The organism is Metabacillus litoralis, assembly GCF_003667825.1.
Classification (GTDB): domain Bacteria; phylum Bacillota; class Bacilli; order Bacillales; family Bacillaceae; genus Metabacillus; species Metabacillus litoralis_B.
On record NZ_CP033043.1, the window covers coordinates 655623 to 676711 of the forward strand.

General features: G+C 34.5%; 19 protein-coding genes. 18 read left to right on the plus strand and 1 reads right to left on the minus strand.

Annotated features, from left to right (window positions below; translation table 11 throughout):
* Nucleotides 1–111: 111 nt before the first annotated feature.
* Both D9842_RS03025 and D9842_RS03035 read left to right on the plus strand, forming a co-directional pair.
* A complete protein-coding gene (locus D9842_RS03025) occupies nt 112–951 on the plus strand; it encodes a halocarboxylic acid dehydrogenase DehI family protein (protein ID WP_121661222.1) in 840 nt (279 codons plus the stop codon).
* Between the two features lie 574 nt (nt 952–1525).
* Nucleotides 1526–2110, plus strand: a complete 585-nt coding sequence (locus tag D9842_RS03035) for an MEDS domain-containing protein (RefSeq protein ID WP_121661224.1) — start codon at nt 1526–1528, stop codon at nt 2108–2110.
* Between the two features lie 32 nt (nt 2111–2142).
* On the opposite strand, the gene mscL is transcribed toward D9842_RS03035, so the two are convergent.
* Entirely contained in the window at nt 2143–2526 is a 384-nt protein-coding gene (gene mscL / locus D9842_RS03040; protein ID WP_121661225.1) for a large conductance mechanosensitive channel protein MscL, read from the minus strand.
* 102 nt (nt 2527–2628) lie between these two features.
* On the opposite strand from mscL, the gene D9842_RS03045 reads away from it, so the two are divergent.
* From D9842_RS03045 to pfkB, 16 genes are all read left to right on the plus strand, one after another.
* On the plus strand, nt 2629–3195 hold the full coding sequence (locus D9842_RS03045) for a GrpB family protein (protein ID WP_121661226.1): 567 nt from the start codon (nt 2629–2631) through the stop codon (nt 3193–3195).
* Nucleotides 3196–3433: 238 nt separating this feature from the next.
* Complete coding sequence (locus D9842_RS03050) at nt 3434–5188, plus strand: ABC transporter ATP-binding protein (RefSeq protein WP_121661227.1); 1755 nt, start codon at nt 3434–3436, stop codon at nt 5186–5188.
* A gap of 8 nt (nt 5189–5196) precedes the next feature.
* Nucleotides 5197–7017, plus strand: a complete 1821-nt coding sequence (locus D9842_RS03055; protein WP_121661228.1) for an ABC transporter ATP-binding protein — start codon at nt 5197–5199, stop codon at nt 7015–7017.
* Nucleotides 7018–7314: 297 nt separating this feature from the next.
* The gene (locus D9842_RS03060; protein ID WP_121661229.1) at nt 7315–8625 is read left to right on the plus strand and encodes a CitMHS family transporter; all 1311 of its coding nucleotides are present in this window, start codon (nt 7315–7317) and stop codon (nt 8623–8625) included.
* Nucleotides 8626–8747: 122 nt separating this feature from the next.
* Nucleotides 8748–10346 carry an ATP-binding protein gene (locus D9842_RS03065; RefSeq protein ID WP_121664923.1) on the plus strand — a complete coding sequence of 533 codons (1599 nt, stop codon included), beginning with the start codon at nt 8748–8750 and terminating at the stop codon, nt 10344–10346.
* 20 nt (nt 10347–10366) lie between these two features.
* Complete coding sequence (locus tag D9842_RS03070) at nt 10367–11053, plus strand: response regulator transcription factor (RefSeq protein WP_121661230.1); 687 nt, start codon at nt 10367–10369, stop codon at nt 11051–11053.
* Between the two features lie 6 nt (nt 11054–11059).
* Complete coding sequence (locus tag D9842_RS03075; protein ID WP_121664924.1) at nt 11060–12031, plus strand: tripartite tricarboxylate transporter substrate binding protein; 972 nt, start codon at nt 11060–11062, stop codon at nt 12029–12031.
* 246 nt (nt 12032–12277) lie between these two features.
* On the plus strand, nt 12278–12439 hold the full coding sequence (locus tag D9842_RS25625) for a hypothetical protein (protein WP_162987282.1): 162 nt from the start codon (nt 12278–12280) through the stop codon (nt 12437–12439).
* A gap of 126 nt (nt 12440–12565) precedes the next feature.
* Complete coding sequence (locus D9842_RS03080) at nt 12566–13657, plus strand: AbrB family transcriptional regulator (RefSeq protein WP_121661231.1); 1092 nt, start codon at nt 12566–12568, stop codon at nt 13655–13657.
* 226 nt (nt 13658–13883) lie between these two features.
* Complete coding sequence (locus D9842_RS03085) at nt 13884–15326, plus strand: NAD-dependent malic enzyme (RefSeq protein WP_121661232.1); 1443 nt, start codon at nt 13884–13886, stop codon at nt 15324–15326.
* A 121-nt stretch (nt 15327–15447) separates the two neighbouring features.
* Nucleotides 15448–16116, plus strand: a complete 669-nt coding sequence (locus D9842_RS03090; RefSeq protein ID WP_162987283.1) for a YknW family membrane protein — start codon at nt 15448–15450, stop codon at nt 16114–16116.
* Nucleotides 16116–17234 (plus strand): efflux RND transporter periplasmic adaptor subunit, encoded by a 1119-nt coding sequence (locus D9842_RS03095; protein ID WP_121661234.1) that lies wholly within the window; start codon nt 16116–16118, stop codon nt 17232–17234. The genes D9842_RS03090 and D9842_RS03095 overlap by 1 nt, the downstream gene beginning before the upstream one ends.
* A complete protein-coding gene (locus D9842_RS03100; protein ID WP_121661235.1) occupies nt 17231–17917 on the plus strand; it encodes an ABC transporter ATP-binding protein in 687 nt (228 codons plus the stop codon). Before D9842_RS03095 ends, D9842_RS03100 begins: the two co-directional genes overlap by 4 nt.
* Entirely contained in the window at nt 17914–19107 is a 1194-nt protein-coding gene (locus D9842_RS03105; protein ID WP_121661236.1) for an ABC transporter permease, read from the plus strand. The genes D9842_RS03100 and D9842_RS03105 overlap by 4 nt, the downstream gene beginning before the upstream one ends.
* A gap of 315 nt (nt 19108–19422) precedes the next feature.
* Nucleotides 19423–20178, plus strand: coding sequence for a DeoR/GlpR family DNA-binding transcription regulator (locus D9842_RS03110; RefSeq protein WP_121661237.1), 756 nt, complete (start codon nt 19423–19425; stop codon nt 20176–20178).
* Nucleotides 20175–21086 (plus strand): 1-phosphofructokinase, encoded by a 912-nt coding sequence (gene pfkB / locus D9842_RS03115; protein ID WP_121661238.1) that lies wholly within the window; start codon nt 20175–20177, stop codon nt 21084–21086. The genes D9842_RS03110 and pfkB overlap by 4 nt, the downstream gene beginning before the upstream one ends.
* The last annotated feature ends 3 nt before the right edge of the window (nt 21087–21089 follow it).

A 21089-nucleotide genomic window follows, 5' to 3' on the forward strand; every position in this document is an offset into this window, starting at 1 on the left:
GCAGCTGGCTTTTTAAGTTTTTCAACATAAGGGTATTTTTGTGCGCAGAAAGAAGTGTGGTTTAAGTTCCGGATACAGTGAATAAAAATAATGTAAGAGGGAGGGAGTTCTATGAAAAGTGACAAATATGGAGTACCTGAAATTTTTGAAGAGAACGTAAACGGAAATTTAGCTTATTTGTATCAGGATATTCAATATGTACTTAAGGTACCAATTGTAAATTTTATATTTAGAACAACTGCGCTTTATGAAGCATTTTTAAAACTAGCCTGGAGTCAAGTGCGCCCAAGCATGCTAACATCAAATATGGAAAATGCAGCTTCAGAATTAAGAAATCCAAAGCTTGGTGTTGAGATGCCTACCATTAATTGGTCAAATCATTACGACCAAGCTACCATCGAAAGAATAAAAAAGATTATTTTTACATTTAATTATGTGAATAGTAAATTATTAATCATTGCATCTGCTTGGTCAGAAAGTTTATCCAATAGAACAATCCACGGAGGAAATCAAATACATGGGTATATTCAACCGGGAATCTTGCCTAGTCTTCCGAAGATTAATCTCATAAAGATAGAAAGTGCGCCTAAAGAAGTGAAAGGTCTTTTATTAGATATAGCAAAAACTCACCATACATACGATGTAGCTAGTGATTACCGGGCATTAGGGAGATATCCTGAATTTTTAAGAAGGAGCTGGATTCACTTAAAGGAGTTTATAGGGACAGATTCCTATCAGCTATTATCAACGCAACTTAAGAAACAATCAATTGATCTTGCACATCAAATGCCCTTCCCAGTTACAATAAATAGATCTCTACTATCACAATTTTATTCTCGAAAAGAAATAGCTGGGATTATGGGGGTTATTTCCATGTTTCAGCAATTCCTTCCGCCACTGATCATAGATGGTGAATTTTTTAGAATGATGCTAAATGGAAAAAGAGCTTGATTGTAAGTGAATCAAGCTCTAAACAGACGTTAGATGAACAGTTCCCTATATACAGGTTTGGAAACCACTATCAATTTTTGGGGTTTTCATTACTGGGAAAAAGAAAATACGTAATTAAGCCGGAAAAAAGAGCCCCACCTAAAGAAATCAAAGTCCGGATTTGTATGGAAATAGCGTTACCATAGTTTTGGTCAAGTACTTTTATCGCAAAAATAAACACTATGATCATTACAGGCAGCACAATTTTAAATCTCTTCAAAAGCATCACATCCTATAAAATAATACCTAGTTTATCATATTTGATGATAATTGTTAGGACAAGAATCAAATCAATTTGGTCGTAGTCAACATTAACTGTACAGACAAATAGAAAAATAGAAAAAAATAATAATGCTTGTCCACCTCTAATAATTATGTTTAAAATATTTATTTTAAGCTAAACACACAGCGTGATTTTGATTAATTCTGTTATATTATTTAGAATTGATAACCTTTTTCAACAAATTTGTTATACTATTATATGTGAGGCAAACTATAGATTAAACAGTTTGAAGTTAAGGAGAAAATAACATAAATGATAAAAAACATGGCTGAATTTACATATAAATTAAATGAAAATGGTGGAGGCCACATTTTGTATTTTACGGAGAAATTGGATGATTATGTTCAAAACGCTGTTGAATTTATAATTAGTGGTATAAAAAACAATGAATATGTGTTGTTTGTTGAAAATGAGCCTATTAATCTTTTAGTATCACAAAAACTAGAAAATATTCTAGGAGCAGATGAAATAAAGAGAGTCCACCAAATTAGTAATTTTGATTTCTACTGTTCCACAGGTAATTTCCATACAGTAACAATTCTAAACTACTTTTTTAACACATTAGATCCCTATTTTGATCAAAATTTAAAAATAAGATGTTGGGGGCATGTGGAATGGCCGACTCAAAAACATATTAATAGTACATTGAAAGAATTTGAATTTGAAGTAGACAGGTTAATGCCGGAAATGGATATAATTGGTGTTTGTGCATATAATTTAGACCGATTAACGAAAGAGGTCCAAAAAGCTTTAATGGAGTGTCACGGGTACTTAATGACGGATAATGAAATAATGAAACTAGTTGATGAAGCTGATGGAATAAAGAAAATATTTTAAATTAAGAAGCTCCTAGTGGCAATTTGATTCATTTATTCGTCATCCTTTTTTTCTTTTAGCAAATCACGTATTTCTTCCAGTAGAAGTTCAGTGTTTGTTTTAGTTTGACCAAAGGGCTTGTCGTTATCTATTTTCCGGAGCTTATAAAATAGTTGGACGAAGAAGAAAATACTATACGTAATGATTAAAAATTCTAGAACAGTTTGTATGAATGACCCATATTGAATAACTGATGCTCCAAAAGGTAAAGAGAAATCTTTCAAACTTATGCCGCCTAAAAGTACACCTAGTACTGGCATGACAAGATCATCAACTAATGAGCTAACGATTTTTCCAAAAGCTGTTCCGATAATTACACCTACTGCTAGGTCAATTGCATTCCCTCTTATGGCGAATTGTAGAAATTGTTTTAGCATGTTATTTACTCCAATCTATTCAATACTTTGAAACAGGACACTATAAAACAGTCCTTACTAAAGATTATTCACATAAGACAAGTTTAGAAGGAGAAGAAGAATATGAAGATTTCATTGTCTGAATATGATCCAAATTGGCAGCAACAATTTTTACTTGAAAAGGAAAGATTGCTAACTAGACTTCAGTTTATCAACCCGATGATTGAGCATATTGGAAGTACGTCAATAATCGGTTTATCAGCAAAGCCAATAATTGATATGATGATTGGTGTTAGAGAGGAAAATCAGCTTGAAAAGGTTGTTGATGCATTGGCACAATCCCCTTATGTTTATGTATCAATCTATGATAAACAGCTACCGTTTCGACGTTTCTTTATCGTCGTTAAAAAAGCTTATGCAGATTTATACCCGCATGTTTTAACAACAGAGAACTTTATGGAGATTCCCCATCAACACCGGATAGCACATATACATACAGTTCCTTTTGAGAGTCAATGGTGGGAGGATCATCTTTTATTTCGTGATTTTCTTACACAATCGAAAGAACATCTTTTGGAGTATGGAAACTTTAAAAAGGAATTAGCGCAGAAGGAATGGACTAATGGAAATGAGTATGCTGGTGCAAAGGCGAAATTTATTCAGTCTATTCTTAATGAAGCAAAATCATAGGGCGGGTTTTTAGAAGATGCTTATCATTTAGTTGAAATTTCACTAATGATGAGCATCTTTTTTCATCCAAAAGTAGTAGATCTTTCGTCCACTAGAGGGAGGTAAGTTCCTTCAAAGGATATATTTTTAGAAAATTAAGCCAAATATATGGATAATTATTTCGATTGTCGATATATTTAAACGTATTACGTTATATTTATAGGTAGTGTGATGGTAAGCCACTTAGGGGAGGGGAAGTATGGAAACGTTTAAAAAGTTAAAAAGCTTTTATTGGCCATACAGAAAGTATTTCTTATGGTCATTGTTCTTTGTCTTATTTATTACAGCCATTACCGTGATTTATCCAATCGTTCTGCAATTAACAATCGATGAAATAGTATTAAAGGGGCAATATGATTATATTCCATGGATTGTAGTTGGATTTTTATCACTGATGGTTATAAAAGGGGTATCTGCATTTTTTCATCAATATTTAGGAGATATGTTTGGGATACAGTCAGTTTATAAACTTAGAAATGCCTTATATGAAAAGTTACAACGATTGCCTTTTATTTACTATGATAATGCTAAAACGGGTGATTTAATGTCCCGATTGACCGCTGATGTAGAAGGATTTCGCTTCTTTTTATCTTTTGGTTTTTCAGAGCTTGTTCGATTTTTATTATTAATATGCGGATCCTTAACAGTTATGTTTATTTATTCTGTTCCGTTAACGTTTGTGACAATTGCTGCTTTACCTTTTTTAGCAGTAGCTGTATATCATTTCGATAAACGTGTTCATCCTGCTTTTCGGAACATTCGTGAATCATTTGGAAAGCTAAACACGAATGTGCAAGAAAATATTAGTGGAATACAAACGGTTAAGGCACTTTCACGTGAGGGTTTTGAAATATCAAAGTTTAACCAAGCAAATGGCAACTACAAAGAAAAATCATTAACAACCTCCTTTGTTTGGGCTAAATTTTTCCCACTTATGGAGTTAATCGGAAATATATGTGTTGTAGCATTACTGGCATACGGTAGTGTACTTGTTATTCAAGGAGGCCTACAGCCTGGTGAGCTTGTTGCTTTTTTTAGTTTAGTTTGGTATTTGATGACTCCAATCATGCACTTAGGATTTGTGATTAACTTATTTTCGCAATCAAAGGCTTCTGGAGAGCGATTACTTGAAATTTTAGAGGCTGATGAAAGCATTCGAGATCAAGAAAATATCCTTCCCGATACTAAAATAAATGGAGAGGTAGCCTTTTGTAATGTAAGTTTACGTTATAAAGAGGAAGAATCACTGGCATTACATCAACTAACTTTTCAGGCAGCAATGGGAAAAACAATCGGGTTAATTGGTTCAACTGGTTCTGGTAAAACAAGTTTGACTCAGTTGATGACAAGGTTTTATACACCAACAAGTGGTCAAATTTTAATTGATGGAAAAGATATACGTGATTATTCATTAAAAGCATTACGCTCAAATATAGGAGTGGTTTTACAAGAATCATTTTTATTTTCATCCACAATTAAATCAAATATAGCTTACGGAAGACCAGATGCCACGATAGACGAAATTATTGATGCAGCAAAGCGCGCTCAGGCACATGATTTCATTATGGAACTGAAAGACGGATACGATACGATGCTAGGTGAAAGAGGACTCGGGCTTTCGGGAGGACAAAAGCAAAGAATTGCAATTGCCAGAGCAATTTGCATGGATCCACGCATTCTTATTTTAGATGATGCAACAAGTGCTGTAGATATGACGACAGAGTCTCATATTCAACAAGCGTTAAAAGAAGTGATGAAGGGACGAACAACATTTATCATCGCCCATCGTATTTCTTCTCTGAAGCATGCTGATGAGATCCTTGTCCTAGATAGTGGCTCAATTATTGAGAGAGGAACTCATGAAAAGCTCCTACAGCAAGAAGGTTATTACAAGCGAATCTATGATATTCAATATAAAGATCAAAAAGCTGTTTTACACTCAACAGCAGGGTAGGTGATGACATGGGAAACAAAGATATAAAAGAAAAAATTAAGGAGAGATTTCATTACTCCTCAGAAACGGTTATAGATAAACCATTTAATTGGCAGCAAATGTGGCGATTACTAAGTTACTTAAAACCGTATTCCAGAACATTACTTCCAGCAGCATTTATTGCTGTCCTCATTTCTGCAGTGGTCCGTCTCGTGACACCTATTTTAATAGGAAAATATACACTAGATTATGCAATTGCAAATAAGGATACCGAGCTTCTCATTATCTTAGTTACGACAATTTCTTGTCTTTATCTTGTGTCTTACATAGCCAACACATTTCGAATTAGGTGGATGAACATGCTTGGTCAAAATGTAATCTATGATATTAGAAAACATATATTTACTCATGTTCAATCATTGTCTCACAGATTTTTTGATCAGCGTTCAGCAGGTTCTATCCTAGTTCGAATTATGAACGATATTAATTCCCTTCAGGAGCTATTTACTAGTGGGGTCATTAACCTGTTAATGGATTTCATCCTCTTAATCGGGGTTGTAGTACTTTTGTTTACTCTAAGTCCTCAACTCACATTAGCAATTATGGTCATTGTGCCACTTATGTTTTTCATTTCTACCAGTCTACGAAAAAAAATACGTCGTTCTTGGCAAACTGTACGATTAAAGCAATCAAAACTGAATTCACATCTGAATGAATCCATTCAGGGGATCCGAGTGACTCAATCATTTACACAAGAAAAAGAAAACATTGAATACTTTGATGGAGTTAACACGGAGAATTTTGGGTCATGGCAAAATGCTACGAAACGCAATGCAATGTTTACACCAATGGTTGAGATGACAAACGCAATTGGTACTGCTATTTTAATTGCTTATGGAGCAACCCTGATAGCAAATGAATCAATTACAATTGGAACTTTTGTTTCTTTTGCTTTTTATTTAGGAATGTTTTGGGAACCGATTTCGAGACTAGGTCAGGTATATAATCAATTGTTAATGGGGATGGCCTCTTCAGAAAGAATATTTGAATTTATTGATGAAAAACCGAATGTTGCTGATTCAGATAATCCGACCATCCTTAAGAGTATGAAGGGGAAAATTGACTTTGAATCAGTTGAATTTGCCTATGATTCTTCTAGAAAAGCACTCAACAAGATCTCTTTATCAATTCCTGCCGGGCAAACAGTTGCATTGGTAGGCCATACAGGTTCTGGAAAAACAACAATCGCTAATTTAATTAGTCGTTTTTACGATGCAACTGGGGGAAGTGTAAAAATTGATGATATAAATATTAAAAATGTATCAATCAGTGAATTAAGGTCACGTATCAGTGTTGTTCTTCAAGATACATTTATTTTTTCAGGGACAATTATGGATAATATTCGATTCGGTTGCCCAACAGCTTCGGACGAACAAGTGATAAATGCGGCGAAAGCAGTTGGTGCGGATGATTTCATATGCCGCTTGTCTAGTGGCTACTTAACAGAAGTAGAGGAAAGAGGAAATGTATTGTCAGTAGGTGAACGACAACTTATCTCATTTGCTCGGGCACTACTTGCAGATCCAACCATTATTATTCTTGATGAAGCAACTGCAAGTATTGATACTGAAACAGAAGTGAAAATTCAACAAGCATTGAAAACCCTCCTGAGTGGAAGAACTGCAATAATGATTGCCCATCGACTTTCAACAATTCGTGAGGCTGATAATATCATTGTTTTGGACCATGGTAACATTATGGAGCAAGGAAATCATGAGCAACTAATGGAAAAACAGGGTGTCTACTATGGATTGGTCAAAGCTCAATTTAATATGTTAGAAGTGGGATAATCCTATATATACCAAATTAAAAATAATAGTTTTTGTGATTTATACTAGAAAGCGCCCAAAATGGGTGCTTTTTTCATTCATAAAAAAAGAGATGAAATTTAAATTTCTTTTAAAACCTTCGTGAATTAAATGAACAAAACATATTAATTGTTCGAAAAGATTTATACATACAAATAGGTTTTTAAGGATAAATCAACCATAATATTTACCCCCATTTTTCCTTCATTTATAGTTAGAAATAACAAAGAATTCTAACTATTACATTTTGTAAGCGTGTTCAGATATGGAGGGGTTATTATGTTAGCTATATTAGGTTTTCTAATGGTATTTGTGTTTATGTTTTTAATAATGACTGGTAGACTATCAGCTTTAATCGCTTTAATTCTTATTCCTGTTTTATTTGCAATTGTTGGAGGGTTTGCGAGTGATTTAGGACCAATGCTAATAGATGGCATAAATCAATTAGCTCCTACCGGTGTTATGCTTATGTTTGCGATTTTATATTTTGGTATTATGATTGATGCTGGATTATTTGATCCTGTTGTAGGGGCAATTTTAAAGGCTGTTAAAGGTGATCCATTAAAAATTATTATCGGAACTGCAGTGTTAGCATTAGTTGTATCCTTAGATGGAGATGGGACAACAACCTATATGATTACAATTTCAGCTATGTTTCCACTGTATCAACGATTAAAAATGAATCCATTAATTCTTCCGTGTATTGCGATCATGAGTGTTGGTGTAACAAATCTTACGCCATGGGGGGGACCAACTGCCCGCGCAGTTAGTGCTTTAAATTTGGATATGTCAGAAGTGTTTGTGCCACTTGTTCCTGCAATGATAGGTGGAGCCATATGGGTTATCTTTGTTGCGTATTTATTTGGAGTTAAAGAAAGAAAACGTGTTGGAACTTTAGAGTTAGATCAATTACCACAGCAACAGTTGTTCGCATTTAATCAACAAGCAGCAGCATCAGAAGTGCATTCAGAAAAACGTCCAAAGCTAATTTGGATTAACTTTGCACTAACTGTCCTACTTCTTTTAGGATTAATAATGGGAATTATGCCTCTACCCGCTTTATTTATGATTGGCTTTGCACTTGCAATTGTGATTAATTACCCTAATTTAGAAGAACAAAAGGAACGCATTAAAGCACATGCTGGAAATGTTTTAGCTGTTGTATCGCTTGTTTTTGCTGCTGGTGCATTCACTGGTATTCTATCAGGTACGAAGATGGTTGATGCAATGGCAAACAGTCTTGTTGCGTTAATTCCAGATGCATTAGGCTCTTATTTACCGATTATTACAGCACTGACGAGTATGCCTTTTACTTTTTTTATGTCAAACGATGCATATTATTTTGGCATGCTACCAATCATTGCTGAAGCAGCTACTAGTTATGGAATCAATCCAGTTGAAATTGCTCGTGCATCATTAATTGGTCAACCCGTTCATTTGTTAAGTCCTTTAGTTGCTTCAACGTATTTGTTAGTGGGTATGTCAAAAGTAGAGTTTGGTGACTTTCAAAAATTTACGTTAAAATGGACTGTTGGTACTTCACTTACCATGTTAATTGTTTCAATTATTGTTGGTGTAATCTCTATATAAAATCATGTAAGAGCTAGAGAGTTACTCTAGCTCTTTTAAAAGTAAATATAGTTAAAATAGGTTGTTAAGATGATGGTATAATCTTTAAAATGATTTAATTTATGATTGAAAAGGACATGAAAATGAGAGGGAAAAATAAAATTTCATTGCAATTTAAAGTATTGTCGCTGATAAGCGTCCTATTATTAGTTATCATTTTACTTTTAGCTGGTATTTTCTCGTATATATTATACGTTGATTCAAGGACACAAGCAGAGCAGCTCGTGTTGCAAACAGCAAAAACGATTTCTTTCATGCCAGAGCTTTACGAGGCAATTAAAGAAGATAACTTGGAGGAAATATTCCGACCAATTGCCGAACAGGTTAAAGACCAGGCAAATGCTTCAAATATAGTAATAGAGAACCGTGAACTCATCATTTACTCTCATTCCGATTTGGAATTAATAGGACAAAGAAACTCTAATCATACAAATGACCAAGCTTTAATTTTTGGTGGATCTAATAGCTTTGAAATAGATAGAGAACAAGGGCGAGTTATTGTTGGGAAAGTTCCAATCATTGCTGACTATGGTACATATAGTCAGGTTATTGGAACAGTATCTGTAGAATTTTTAGAGAAAGATCTTCTTTACAATTTATATAAGAAAATAAAATTTATTATATTTGCTTCTCTTGGAGTATTCATTTTGGGAATCATCGGTGGAATTTATTTAACAAACAATATAAGAAAAGATACTCTTGGATTAGAGCCACATGAAATTTCATCTTTATTTCGAGAAAGAAATGCGATACTTTCTTCTATAAAAGAAGGAATTATCGCTATTAATGAAAGAGGGCTCATCACAATGATTAATATATCAGCATCAGATATGTTAAACATTAATGAAAAACAGTTCATTAATCAACATATTCATGATATTTTACCCAATATCAAAATTGATACTGTATTGAAAACTGGACAGAATATCCATAATGTAGAGCTGCTACTTCATGATAAAATGTATATTTTTAATTTCATTCCTATCATTGAACATGGCAAAGTTGTTGGAGTGGTTTCAAGTTTTCGTGATAAAACAGAACTAAAGAAATTAATAGATACAATTTCAGAAGTTCGTAACTATTCAGAAGGCCTTCGAGCACAAACACATGAGTATGCAAACAAATTATATTTATTATCAGGCTTATTACAATTAGAAAAATATCAAGATGCACTTGATTTTATAAATAAAGAATCAATGATCCATCATCACCAAACAAAACTTTTGTTTAATCAAATTCAAGACCTTAATATTCAGGCAATCCTATTAGGTAAATTGGGAAGAGCGTCAGAGATGAAGATTCATTTTGAAATAGACCCGGAAAGTTATGTAGATCCTCTCCCAAAACATATTGGAGTAACAGAGATTATCACAATTATTGGGAATTTAATTGACAATGCTTTTGAATCAGTCATTTTTCAAGATGAGAGAAAAGTTTCATTTTCTATAACAAACATCGGGAATGATATTATTATAGAGGTAACTGATAGTGGCAATGGGTTATCAAAAGAACAATTTGATACACTTTTTGCAGTTGGCTTTTCTTCTAAAGGTGAAAATAGAGGATATGGACTATATAATGTAAAACGCATTGTAGATGCCTTAAACGGAGATATTGATGTAATTAATGGTAAAGAAGGAGGGGCAATCTTCACAGTGTTTCTTCCAAAGGAAGTTAAGTAAAGATTAAGGAGAAGGTTCAAATGATTAACGTTTTAATTGCAGAAGATGATTTTCGAATTGCACAGGTTCAGGAGCAATTTCTAAAGAAGGTAGCAGACGTTCAATTAGTAGGAAAGGCACTAAATGCAAAAGAAACGATGAAGATGTTGAACGAAAATAAAGTTGATCTGCTTTTACTTGATATATATTTACCAGATGAATTAGGTACAGATATATTACCTAGAATTAGAGAGTTATATCCTACCACCGATGTAATCATGATCACAGCCGCAACTGAAAAAGACATGCTTGAAACGTCTATAAGACAAGGTGTATTTCATTATTTATTAAAACCTGTTACGATGGAAAAATTTATTGAAACAATTGAAAACTATAAAAATAGAAGGAAATTATTTTATAGCCAAGATGAAGTAACTCAAGTATTCATTGATCAATATTTTACAAAAGGAAATCAACAAACACTAAATCAAAAAGATTTACCTTCCGGAGTTGATAAAATAACACTACAAAAGGTAATTGAGGTTCTCAATGCTAGTAACGGTGGTGTTACGATTGAAGAGATGGGGGAAAGAATGGGTGCATCAAGAACAACTGCAAGAAGGTACTTGGAGTATCTCGTCTCAATTGATGTTTGTATATCAAAACATGAATATGGCATAGTTGGAAGACCGGAGAGAAAGTACTTTAAAAAAGGTGGAGTTTATTAGGTAATGATGAGAAAAAGAATCTTATTTGTTTGCTTATATTTTCTCCTTTTCCTTTTTGGATGTTCAGTACAAGAAAATAATAAAATTCCGCTTAATGAAGATATAACTATCATAGCCCCAAGCTCAAAAGGTGGAGGGTGGGATTTAACAGCAAGAGCTGTGCAACGTACTCTTTTAAGTGAAGGGATCATAGAAGAAGATATTCAAGTAGTGAATAAAATTGGTGCTGGTGGAGAACTAGGATGGAAATTTTTAAGTCAGCAAGATGGACAAGTACTTGCAATGAATTCAAGTCTTCTTATAACAAATCATTTGTTAGGTCAAAGTAAGCTAACATTTAAAGATTTTACTCCAATCGCAACATTGGCAACTGAATGGGAAGCAGTTATTGTCTCAAAAGAATCTGAAATGAATAGTGCCAAAATGTTAATGGAAAATATGAAATCAGCACCAGAATCTTTTAAAATTGGGGTTTCGCCGAGACTAGGAAACGATGACCAACTTTCTTTTGTATTGGCTAGTAAACAAGCAGATATAGAGCCAACAAAGCTTAATTTCCGGGTATATGAAAATAGCCAGCAGGTTGTTGATGCATTACTTGCAAAACAAATAGATGTTGCCACTATGACAATATCAGAAGCAATTAAGTATTATGAGTTACATCAAGTAAAGCTTCTAGTCGTTTCGGCCGATAAACGATTGAGTGAACTTCCAATGATTCCCACCTGGAAGGAGGAAGGGATAGACGTCGTTTTTAGCCATTGGCGAGGGATAATGGGACCGCCTAATATGACGAAAGAAGAGATTTCATTTTGGGATAAGACATTAAGTGAAATGGTCAAAACAAAAAAATGGCAAGGGATACTAGACGAATATATGTGGAAGAGTTTTTATAAAGACAGTAAAGATACCTTTAATTATCTTAAACAACAAAGTGAGATGTATGAGCGTTTAATGGGGGTTAATGAGATGAGTTGATTCTTGTGAACAAAATGGTCAAAACTCACTTAATGAACATAATAAAATAATTATTTGTATTATTTACTTTGAAAGTAACTGGAATTATCATATGGAATGAAAGGTTGCAAAACTGTATGTCTTAGCAAGTGTTTCTACAGGGGAACTTTATACTATTAAAAGGTTGCATTTTAAAATTTTAGTTGACAAGTTTACCATTTTGATTTGATGATTAGCTTTTTAACAATGATATTGGGGGAGCAAAAAATGTGGGTAATTACTGTTTATTCTACTGATGAAAGTATTAAAATGTTCGAATATGAAAGTGAATTAGAAGCTAAAGAATCACTACAAAGCATGAAAGGACGTAGTATCCTCTCACATGTTGTTTATTTTAATGATTACTTAGTAGAAACAGTAGCTAATTAATAGAATCCAAAGTGACCCTATAAAGTACTTTTTTCCCATTGTTATGTGAAAAGGGTAGTGAATTAGGGTCATTTTTTAGTTGTTGTAACAGAAGTTAGGAACGCAGATTAAGAGGGGTGATTAAGGTTGATCAAGCAAATGAACCTTTATTTTATTTTTGAAACAGTCATTGTTGGAGTAGTTGGGGGAACTCTTTTCTTACTATTTCATTTGCCTTTAGCATGGATGCTTGGTCCATTAAGTGCTGTTATGCTTTGGAAGTTGGTCACTAAACGAAAATTACATTGGCCGGTTGGTTTTCGTAACGGTGGACAGATGATTTTAGGCTTTAGTATGGGGTTATCATTTACAACGGAGAGTGCAAGGCAAATAGTCCAGCAATTTCCCTCAATGATGGTAACAACAATTTTAATGGTTGGATTTGGTCTTATAATGGCTAAGTTTATTTCAAAGGTCACAAAAATGAAGGTAGCAAGTGCGGTCATGGGGACAACACCCGGAGGATTATCACAAATGGTTATTTTAAGTGAAGAAATTACTGATGCAGAACCAACAATTGTTACATTTATGCAAACGGTGAGAATGTTAACGGTTATTTTCCTAGTACCTTTCTTAACGATCCATGCATTATCTAACTCTCACACCGATAGCCTCGTGGAAGACCCTGTTTCTCAAATGAATACAAGCGGTTACATACAACTATTAATCTTTTTAGTCATTGTTTTCTTTCTTACAAAATTGGCCATTCGTTTTAAATGCCCTACTCCATGGATTATTGGTCCCCTTATTTCTTCGGCACTATTAACTGTATTTGGGTTTGATGTTCCACCTGTGCCTGATTTTTTGACTATATTGGCCCAGCTTTGCTTGGGGATCTACCTAGGTCTTGGAATGAAAACAAATATGCTAGGTAATTGGCGAAGTTTGTTACCGGTTACAGTCTTGTCATCATTGCTTATTGTTGGGTTTGCTCTTTTATTAGCATACGGATTACATAGCTTATACTCTATTTCCATGTCTACAGCTTTTCTATGCATTGCTCCGGGCGGGTTACCTGAAATGGGTGTCACAGCTCATACAGTTAATGCGGATGTTTCAATGGTCGCTGCCTTCCAATTATTTCGTGTATTTTTTATCTTATTCATCATTCCGTTATTCTTAAGAAAATTTTTTGGTGGAAATTCAATTGAGGAAAAGTCAGTTACTACAAGCTATTAAATTCCGTAAATAAAATGAACAAAATACACAGAAAAAATTAAAAGCAATAAATTGTCAAAACGATTACAGGTAAGAGAACCTATAATAAAATGTATTCAGGATATTAAAACGCTTCCAATTATCTGATTTATTTCAAGCGCAAATGCTTACAGGCTTTCGCTACGTACAAGAAATAGATTAGTCGTTCTAATATCCCCTTTATTGATAAAGCATTTGGAGGTATCGAATGTCTCAACTTAGTAATGCAAGCATGAATATAATTATTAGACTTCATTTTCAGAAAAACCTTATTACGTTTAGTGAGATTGCTAAGGTAATTGGGGAAGCTGGAGGTGATGTAATTGGAATTGATGTGATTTCAACAAGTAAAACACAAACGGTACGAGACATAACAATAACAGTAAAGAACCAGCAACATGGTCAAACTGTTATGGACGAAATCGGTCAACTTGAAGGTGTAAAGATTTTGTCAGTTTCTGATCGAACATTTCTATTGCATCTTGGAGGGAAAATAGAAATCACTCCAAAAAATCCGATTAAAAATCGAGATGATTTATCTAGAGTTTATACACCTGGAGTCGCACAAGTATGTAACGCCATTGCTGATGAGCCACTTAAAGCTCACTCGTTAACGATTAAACGAAATACGGTTGCGGTTGTTTCTGATGGAACTGCAGTTTTAGGACTAGGCGATATTGGGCCTTTGGCTGCAATGCCTGTTATGGAAGGAAAAGCAATGCTGTTTAAACAAATGGCAGATGTAGATGCATTCCCCATATGTCTTGATACGAAAGATCCGGAAGAGATTATTTCGATTGTCAAATCAATTGCGCCTGCCTTTGGAGGTATTAATTTAGAAGATATTTCTTCTCCTAGGTGCTTTGAAATTGAAGAAAGATTAAAGGCTGAAATGGACATACCTGTCTTTCATGACGACCAACATGGAACAGCTGTCGTATTACTAGCAGGTCTTTACAATGCACTAAAGCTTACTGGTAAAAATATTGAATCAATTAAAGTTGTCTTGAATGGAGTAGGTGCTGCTGGAACAGCTTGTGCAAAAATGTTGTTAGCTGCTGGAGTAAAAAACATCATTGGTGTTGATCGAGCAGGTGCTATTAATAGAAATGAAACATACGAAAATAAAAATTGGACAGACTTTGCATACATGACAAACCCAGAAAATATCAGTGGTTCCTTAACTGACGTAATAATAGGAGCAGATGTTTTCATCGGAGTTTCAGCTCCTGGTGTGTTAACGGTAGAACATCTTAAAACAATGGCGAAAGATCCAATTGTATTCGCATTAGCTAACCCTGTACCCGAGATTGATCCAGAACTAGCTGAGCCATATGTTAGAGTGATGGCGACAGGTAGATCCGATTTTCCAAATCAGATTAATAATGTCCTTTGTTTCCCTGGTATTTTTAGAGGAGCACTTGATTGCCGGGCTTCAGAAATTAATGAAGAAATGAAAATTGCTACTGCAAAAGCTATTGCTAATGTCGTTTCTGATGATGAATTAAGTGAAACCTACATTGTTCCAAGTGTTTTCAATCAAAAGGTTGTTGAAAAGGTACGCGAGGCAGTGGTAAAGGCTGCTTATGAATCTGGTGTGGCAAGAAAAGATCTGTTTAAAGAAGAAAATGCACTAGTGAGAAGTTATTAGTAAAAAATCTTAGGTTACTAGTTTTTCAAAACAAGTAGCTTAAGATTTTTTTGCTTTTTTTTGAAACCATTTAATACCTCCTACGTATTAGGTAATGAAGACAAATTTTGGAGGTAGAAACATGGAAGAACAAACAATAGAAACTAAGAAACCGTCATTATTCGGAATGATTCTTCAACCTGGAGAACAATTTGAAAGATTAAGAGAAAGACCAGTCATTTGGCTTCCCTTAATTCTCCTGTCTATACTCGGAACGGTTGTTGCTGTACTTATAGCACTTAACGTGGATTATTCTACAATACCAGGCCCAGCTATGTCGGCTGAAGAGCTTGAGCTTACAAAAATGTTTGGTATCATTTTCGGGGGACTTGGTGGTTTATTTGGTACATCAATTGGATTATTAGTATTTGGAGCTATTTTATTTGGAATTGCCAAAATAGTTAAATCGCCGGTTTCATTCAAACAAATGTTTTCGCTTATGATTTTCACAAGCTTTATCACGACAATCGGTCAATTATTGAATCAACTTATTATTTATGCAATTGGCGGGGATCCGTACATTATGCTAACTAGTATTAACAGTTTTGTAGGGGCAGATGGTGTTTTAGGAGCCGTTTTAGGTGTTTTTGAAGTATTTCAAATTTGGTATTATGTTTTATTAGCACTTGGACTTGTGAAAGTAGCTCAACTATCCAAACCGGCAGCATATACAATTGCTATTATTTTCTTTATTTTAGGTCTTATTGTTGCAGCAATTGGAGGAGTTTTTGAAGGGATTGCACAGTTCTAATGAAGAAAAAAATTTGGATAGGAATAGGCGTTTCGTGCTTAATCATTATATTAGTTGGAGTTAATGTTTTTCGAACAGTAAGTAAGGAAAATCTAACAGTTGATACAATAAAAGTTGAAGAACGTGAAATGACCGGGAATGTAATGGTTCCCGGTACACTTTCGCTAAGAAATGAGAGTTTTGTTTACTTATCCCCTGAAAGCGGTAAAGTTGCTGAGATTCTTGTAAAAGAAGGAGATAAGGTGGAAGAAGGAACACCTCTACTTCGGTATGAGAATGAACAGCTATTATTAGAAAAAGAACAAAATGCTTTATCTCTAGAATCTTCCTACTTACGAATTAATCAGGTGGAAAGACAAATAAATGATTTGGATGAAAAAGAGGAAGAGTTGACGAAGCAAGTAGGCAAGGATGAAGCAAAAAAACAAGTTGATGCCGAAAGAGATCAATTAAAAACAGATTTAAAATTAGCTAACATCGAAGCTAGACAAGTGCTGCTTCAAAAAGAAACAATTGAGAAAAAACTGGGAGAACTTGAAGTTGTAAGTGAAATTTCTGGTACGGTTCTTTCTATTAGTAAAGATGCATCAAAAGGAGTCACTCAAGGAGCTATTTTACACATTGCAAAACCTGATGAGCTTATTGTAAAGGGATCCATTTCTGAATATGATTCTTTAAAAATTAAGGAGAAGCAACCTGTAACATTGAGATCTGATGTTGTACCAGGAAAGGAATGGGTTGGTGTCGTTAGTAAGGTTAGTCTTCTACCGGAACAGAGTGAAAATGTAATGGGTAATGAAGAGAGTGCTGTTCAATATCCAATTGAAGTTACAATTGATGATAAAGGTATTAAAGCAAAACCAGGTTTTAAATTAATAATGGATATCCAAACAGAAAAAAGAAAAGCTCTTGCTGTTCCTTTAGAAGCTGTTAAACAGGATGCTGAAGAATATTATGTATTTGTTGTTGAAGAAGGAAAGGCGATTCGTAAAATAGTAAAAGCAGGAGCGGCAAGTGATGAGTATATGGAGATCAAAACAGGGTTAGAGACAGGAGAAAGAGTTATTGTTAGTCCTTCAAATGAACTGCAAAATAACATGGAAGTGAATGAGAAATGATTGAGTTAACTTCCATTACTAAGAGCTATAAAGTTGGACAGGATACATTAGATGTTCTTAAAGGAATTAGTCTAACAATTAACGAAGGTGAATTTGTAGCGATTATGGGTCCTTCTGGTTCCGGAAAATCGACACTAATGAACGTGATTGGGTGTTTAGACAACCCTACCTCGGGAACATACTTACTCGGTGATGAGGACATTTCCACTTATAAGGATGAAATGTTAGCTAGGGTACGTAATTTATCGATAGGCTTTGTTTTCCAACAATTTCAGCTTCTTCCCCGGCTCACTGCTCTAAAAAATGTAGAGCTTCCGATGGTTTACGCCGGTTATAAGAAAAAAGAGCGTGAGGAGAGAGCAAAGCAGGCTCTTGAAAAAGTTGGGCTAGCTGAGAGGATGAATCACTTGCCCAATGAGTTATCTGGGGGACAAAAACAACGTGTTGCAATCGCGAGGTCAATTGTAAATAACCCTAAAATAATACTAGCTGACGAACCAACTGGTGCACTTGATAGTAAAACAAGCATTTCAATAATGGAGCAATTCACACAATTAAATTTGGAGGGTACCACAGTTATACTTGTTACCCACGAACAAGAGGTAGCTGATTATGCAAAGCGAATCATAACCGTTAGAGATGGTATCATTCTCTCAGATGTAGAGCGGAGGAGAGAAGTATGAGCTTACTTGAAAATGTAAAGATGGCATTAAGTTCAGTTTTAGCTCATAAATTGCGGTCCATTTTAACGATGCTCGGAATTATTATAGGTGTGGCATCCGTTATTTTAGTTGTTGCCATCGGTCAAGGTGGAGAGCAATTACTAAAAACTTCAATAACTGGTCCTGGTAATACGATTGAAGTTTATTACGAACCAAGTGAAGAAGAATTAATGTCAAACCCAAATGCCTATATGAATGCTGCCTTTACTCAAGAAGATGTTCATTCACTAAGTAATATACCAGAAGTGAAAAAAGTGGTAGCTGCTTCATCAGAATACTTTTCAACAAGATATCAGGAAGAAACAGCCGATACTAGTGTTTACGGTATAAACCAAGCCTATATGGAAGTAAATAACTTGAAAGTTGAATCAGGAAGAAATCTGGTTGAAGCAGATTTTATTGGAGGCACACGTGTAGGGGTTATTAGCTCAGAATTGAAAAAGGAAATGTTTGATAAAAATGAGCCGTTAGGTGAAGTTGTTTGGATTAATGGTCAACCGATTGAAATTATAGGAGTATTAGAGAAGCCAGAAGGTTTATTCGCATTCGGGGCGATGGAAGTATATGTACCATGGAATACATTTCGGAACTCTTTTGGAAAAAATGAATATAATTCAATTACTTTACAGGCTATAAATGCAGATGTAATGAAAGAGGTTGGAGAAAAGGCAACAACTCTTTTAAATACAACTCATAATACAGATGATTCTTATAAAGTGTTTAATATGGAAGAAATGGCAGAAGGAATTGGTCAAATCACAACCATTATGACGTTAATCATTGGATCAATTGCAGGCATCTCACTTGTAGTCGGGGGAATTGGTGTGATGAATATCATGCTTGTTTCCGTAACTGAGCGAACAAAAGAAATCGGAATAAGAAAGGCATTAGGTGCAACAAAGCGTCAAATTCTTACTCAATTTCTAATTGAATCGGTCACCCTTACTCTTATAGGTGGAATTATCGGAATTTTATTAGGAGCAGTAGCAGCAAATGTTGTATCAATCTTTGCTGGATGGCCACCTCTCATTTCATGGCAGGTTGTTTTAGGAGGGTTAATATTTTCAATGGTTATTGGAATTGTATTTGGAATGTTACCTGCGAATAAAGCGGCCCGCTTAAGTCCAATTGAATCTTTACGATATGAATAACATTTTATTTACCTCCCATTAGTTGTTTATGGGAGGTTTTTTATTATATTTATCTTGAAATGCAGAGACTGATTTAACTAATACAATCGAATTCTTTAAAAAACAATCAATTTCATTCACCTATAATGAATTTTTACTATTATTTTATTAAAATATCATTCGGTGTATGAATGTTTTTGAAAGAGTTGTATGTATATAGTGATAAAAAGTGATAGTTTTTGATAAAATATGATTGATTTTGGTTGGAGATGAAAGTATAATGAAAAAGTAAGCAGAGGATGTATTCGCTTACAAAAAATTAGGAGGTGTTGTTAGTTGTTAACACCTGAACGTCATCGACTAATTCTTGATCTTTTAAAAGAAAGACATTCTGTGAAAATACATGAACTTGTCGACTTAACTAACACATCAGAGTCAACAATTCGTCGAGACTTAACACAACTGGAAGAAGATAAATATTTAAAACGAATTCATGGCGGTGCAGCACTTTTACAAGGAAAGTTAAAGGAACCAAATGTTAGTGAAAAATCTGCCAAAAACCTTCAACAAAAGAAAGTGATTGCAGCTGAAGCAGCTTCTCTTGTAGAAGAAGGAGATTGTATTTTTTTAGATGCAGGTACAACAACACTACAAATGGTTGAATATTTATCACCTGAAAAAGAAATTGTCGTTGTAACTAATGGACTAACTGTTATTGAACCGCTTTTAAGCAAAGGTATAAAAACATATTTAATAGGTGGATTTTTAAAGCCATCCACTGGTGCTATGATTGGACGCGGTGCTTTAACGGCATTAGAACAATACCGTTTTGATAAATGCTTTTTAGGAGTAAATGGCATACATGTTGAGTTAGGTTATACAACACCTGATCCAGAAGAAGCAGCAATGAAAATGACAGCGCTAAAGCTTTCAAGAGAAAAATATGTTTTAGCTGATTATTCCAAATTTGGAGAAATTGCATTTTCAAGAATTGCTCAGCTTTCAGAAGCAAAGATTATAACGGATGAAGGGGAAGATGAAGTCCTTTATCCATATACAAAAAATACAGCAATAAAGGTAGTGAATACATGATTTATACCGTGACATTGAATCCATCAGTTGATTACATCGTAAGAGTTGAACAATTTGAGCTAGGATCGTTAAACCGTACATCGGAAGATTCAAAATTTCCTGGTGGTAAAGGGATTAATGTATCACGTGTGTTGAAACGATTAGGTGTTGAATCTAACGCATTAGGTTTTATAGGTGGTTTTACCGGTTCTTTTGTAGCAGATTTTCTATCTGGAGAGAATATTCAACACAACTTTATAAACGTTTCTGGTGATACGAGAATAAACGTTAAGCTAAAAACTGACGTTGAGACAGAGATAAATGGAGTAGGACCTAGTGTGTCAGAAGAACAGCTAAATCAGTTTTTAAAATTGTTTCAGCATATGAATCAAGACGATATTGTTCTTTTAGCAGGTAGTATTCCAGGGACATTACCAACATCTATCTATCAAAAAATCATGACTATTTGTAAAGAGAAAGAGATAAAAGTAGTCGCAGATGTTTCTGGTGATGCGCTAAAAGAAGTTGTATCTGAAAAGCCATTCTTAATCAAACCAAATCATCATGAATTAGGGGAATTGTTTGAAACAAACATTCAATCTGTGGAAGATGCACATAAATATGCGAAGCAGCTTGTTCAACAAGGTGTAAAGCATGTAATTGTCTCAATGGCTGGTGAAGGGGCACTTCTAGTTACAGATGAAATCGGTTATGTAGCAAATGTACCAAAAGGAAAGGTGTTAAATTCTGTTGGTGCCGGTGATTCAGTTGTTGGTGGATTTTTAGGTGCTTTCTCCGAAAATAAATCGTTGGAAGAAGCGTTTAAGATTGGTGTTGCTTCAGGCAGTGCAACAGCCTTCTCACTTGAGCTTTGCACAAAAAAAGAAGTAGAAGAGTTATTACCTCAAATAGAAGTAGTCAAAATATAGAGG

What these genes read in the sequence shown, in the direction of transcription:
- mscL (WP_121661225.1), bottom strand. Translation starts at nt 2,526, where the DNA reads ATGCTAAAACAATTTCTACAATTCGCCATAAGAGGGAATGCAATTGAC.
- D9842_RS03070 (WP_121661230.1), top strand. Translation starts at nt 10,367, where the DNA reads ATGATTAACGTTTTAATTGCAGAAGATGATTTTCGAATTGCACAGGTT.
- D9842_RS03095 (WP_121661234.1), top strand. Translation starts at nt 16,116, where the DNA reads ATGAAGAAAAAAATTTGGATAGGAATAGGCGTTTCGTGCTTAATCATT.
- D9842_RS03060 (WP_121661229.1), top strand. Translation starts at nt 7,315, where the DNA reads ATGTTAGCTATATTAGGTTTTCTAATGGTATTTGTGTTTATGTTTTTA.
- D9842_RS03025 (WP_121661222.1), top strand. Translation starts at nt 112, where the DNA reads ATGAAAAGTGACAAATATGGAGTACCTGAAATTTTTGAAGAGAACGTA.
- D9842_RS03100 (WP_121661235.1), top strand. Translation starts at nt 17,231, where the DNA reads ATGATTGAGTTAACTTCCATTACTAAGAGCTATAAAGTTGGACAGGAT.
- D9842_RS03090 (WP_162987283.1), top strand. Translation starts at nt 15,448, where the DNA reads ATGGAAGAACAAACAATAGAAACTAAGAAACCGTCATTATTCGGAATG.
- D9842_RS03085 (WP_121661232.1), top strand. Translation starts at nt 13,884, where the DNA reads ATGTCTCAACTTAGTAATGCAAGCATGAATATAATTATTAGACTTCAT.
- D9842_RS03050 (WP_121661227.1), top strand. Translation starts at nt 3,434, where the DNA reads ATGGAAACGTTTAAAAAGTTAAAAAGCTTTTATTGGCCATACAGAAAG.
- pfkB (WP_121661238.1), top strand. Translation starts at nt 20,175, where the DNA reads ATGATTTATACCGTGACATTGAATCCATCAGTTGATTACATCGTAAGA.
- D9842_RS03075 (WP_121664924.1), top strand. Translation starts at nt 11,060, where the DNA reads ATGAGAAAAAGAATCTTATTTGTTTGCTTATATTTTCTCCTTTTCCTT.
- D9842_RS03105 (WP_121661236.1), top strand. Translation starts at nt 17,914, where the DNA reads ATGAGCTTACTTGAAAATGTAAAGATGGCATTAAGTTCAGTTTTAGCT.
- D9842_RS03055 (WP_121661228.1), top strand. Translation starts at nt 5,197, where the DNA reads ATGGGAAACAAAGATATAAAAGAAAAAATTAAGGAGAGATTTCATTAC.
- D9842_RS03065 (WP_121664923.1), top strand. Translation starts at nt 8,748, where the DNA reads ATGAGAGGGAAAAATAAAATTTCATTGCAATTTAAAGTATTGTCGCTG.
- D9842_RS25625 (WP_162987282.1), top strand. Translation starts at nt 12,278, where the DNA reads ATGTGGGTAATTACTGTTTATTCTACTGATGAAAGTATTAAAATGTTC.
- D9842_RS03035 (WP_121661224.1), top strand. Translation starts at nt 1,526, where the DNA reads ATGATAAAAAACATGGCTGAATTTACATATAAATTAAATGAAAATGGT.
- D9842_RS03045 (WP_121661226.1), top strand. Translation starts at nt 2,629, where the DNA reads ATGAAGATTTCATTGTCTGAATATGATCCAAATTGGCAGCAACAATTT.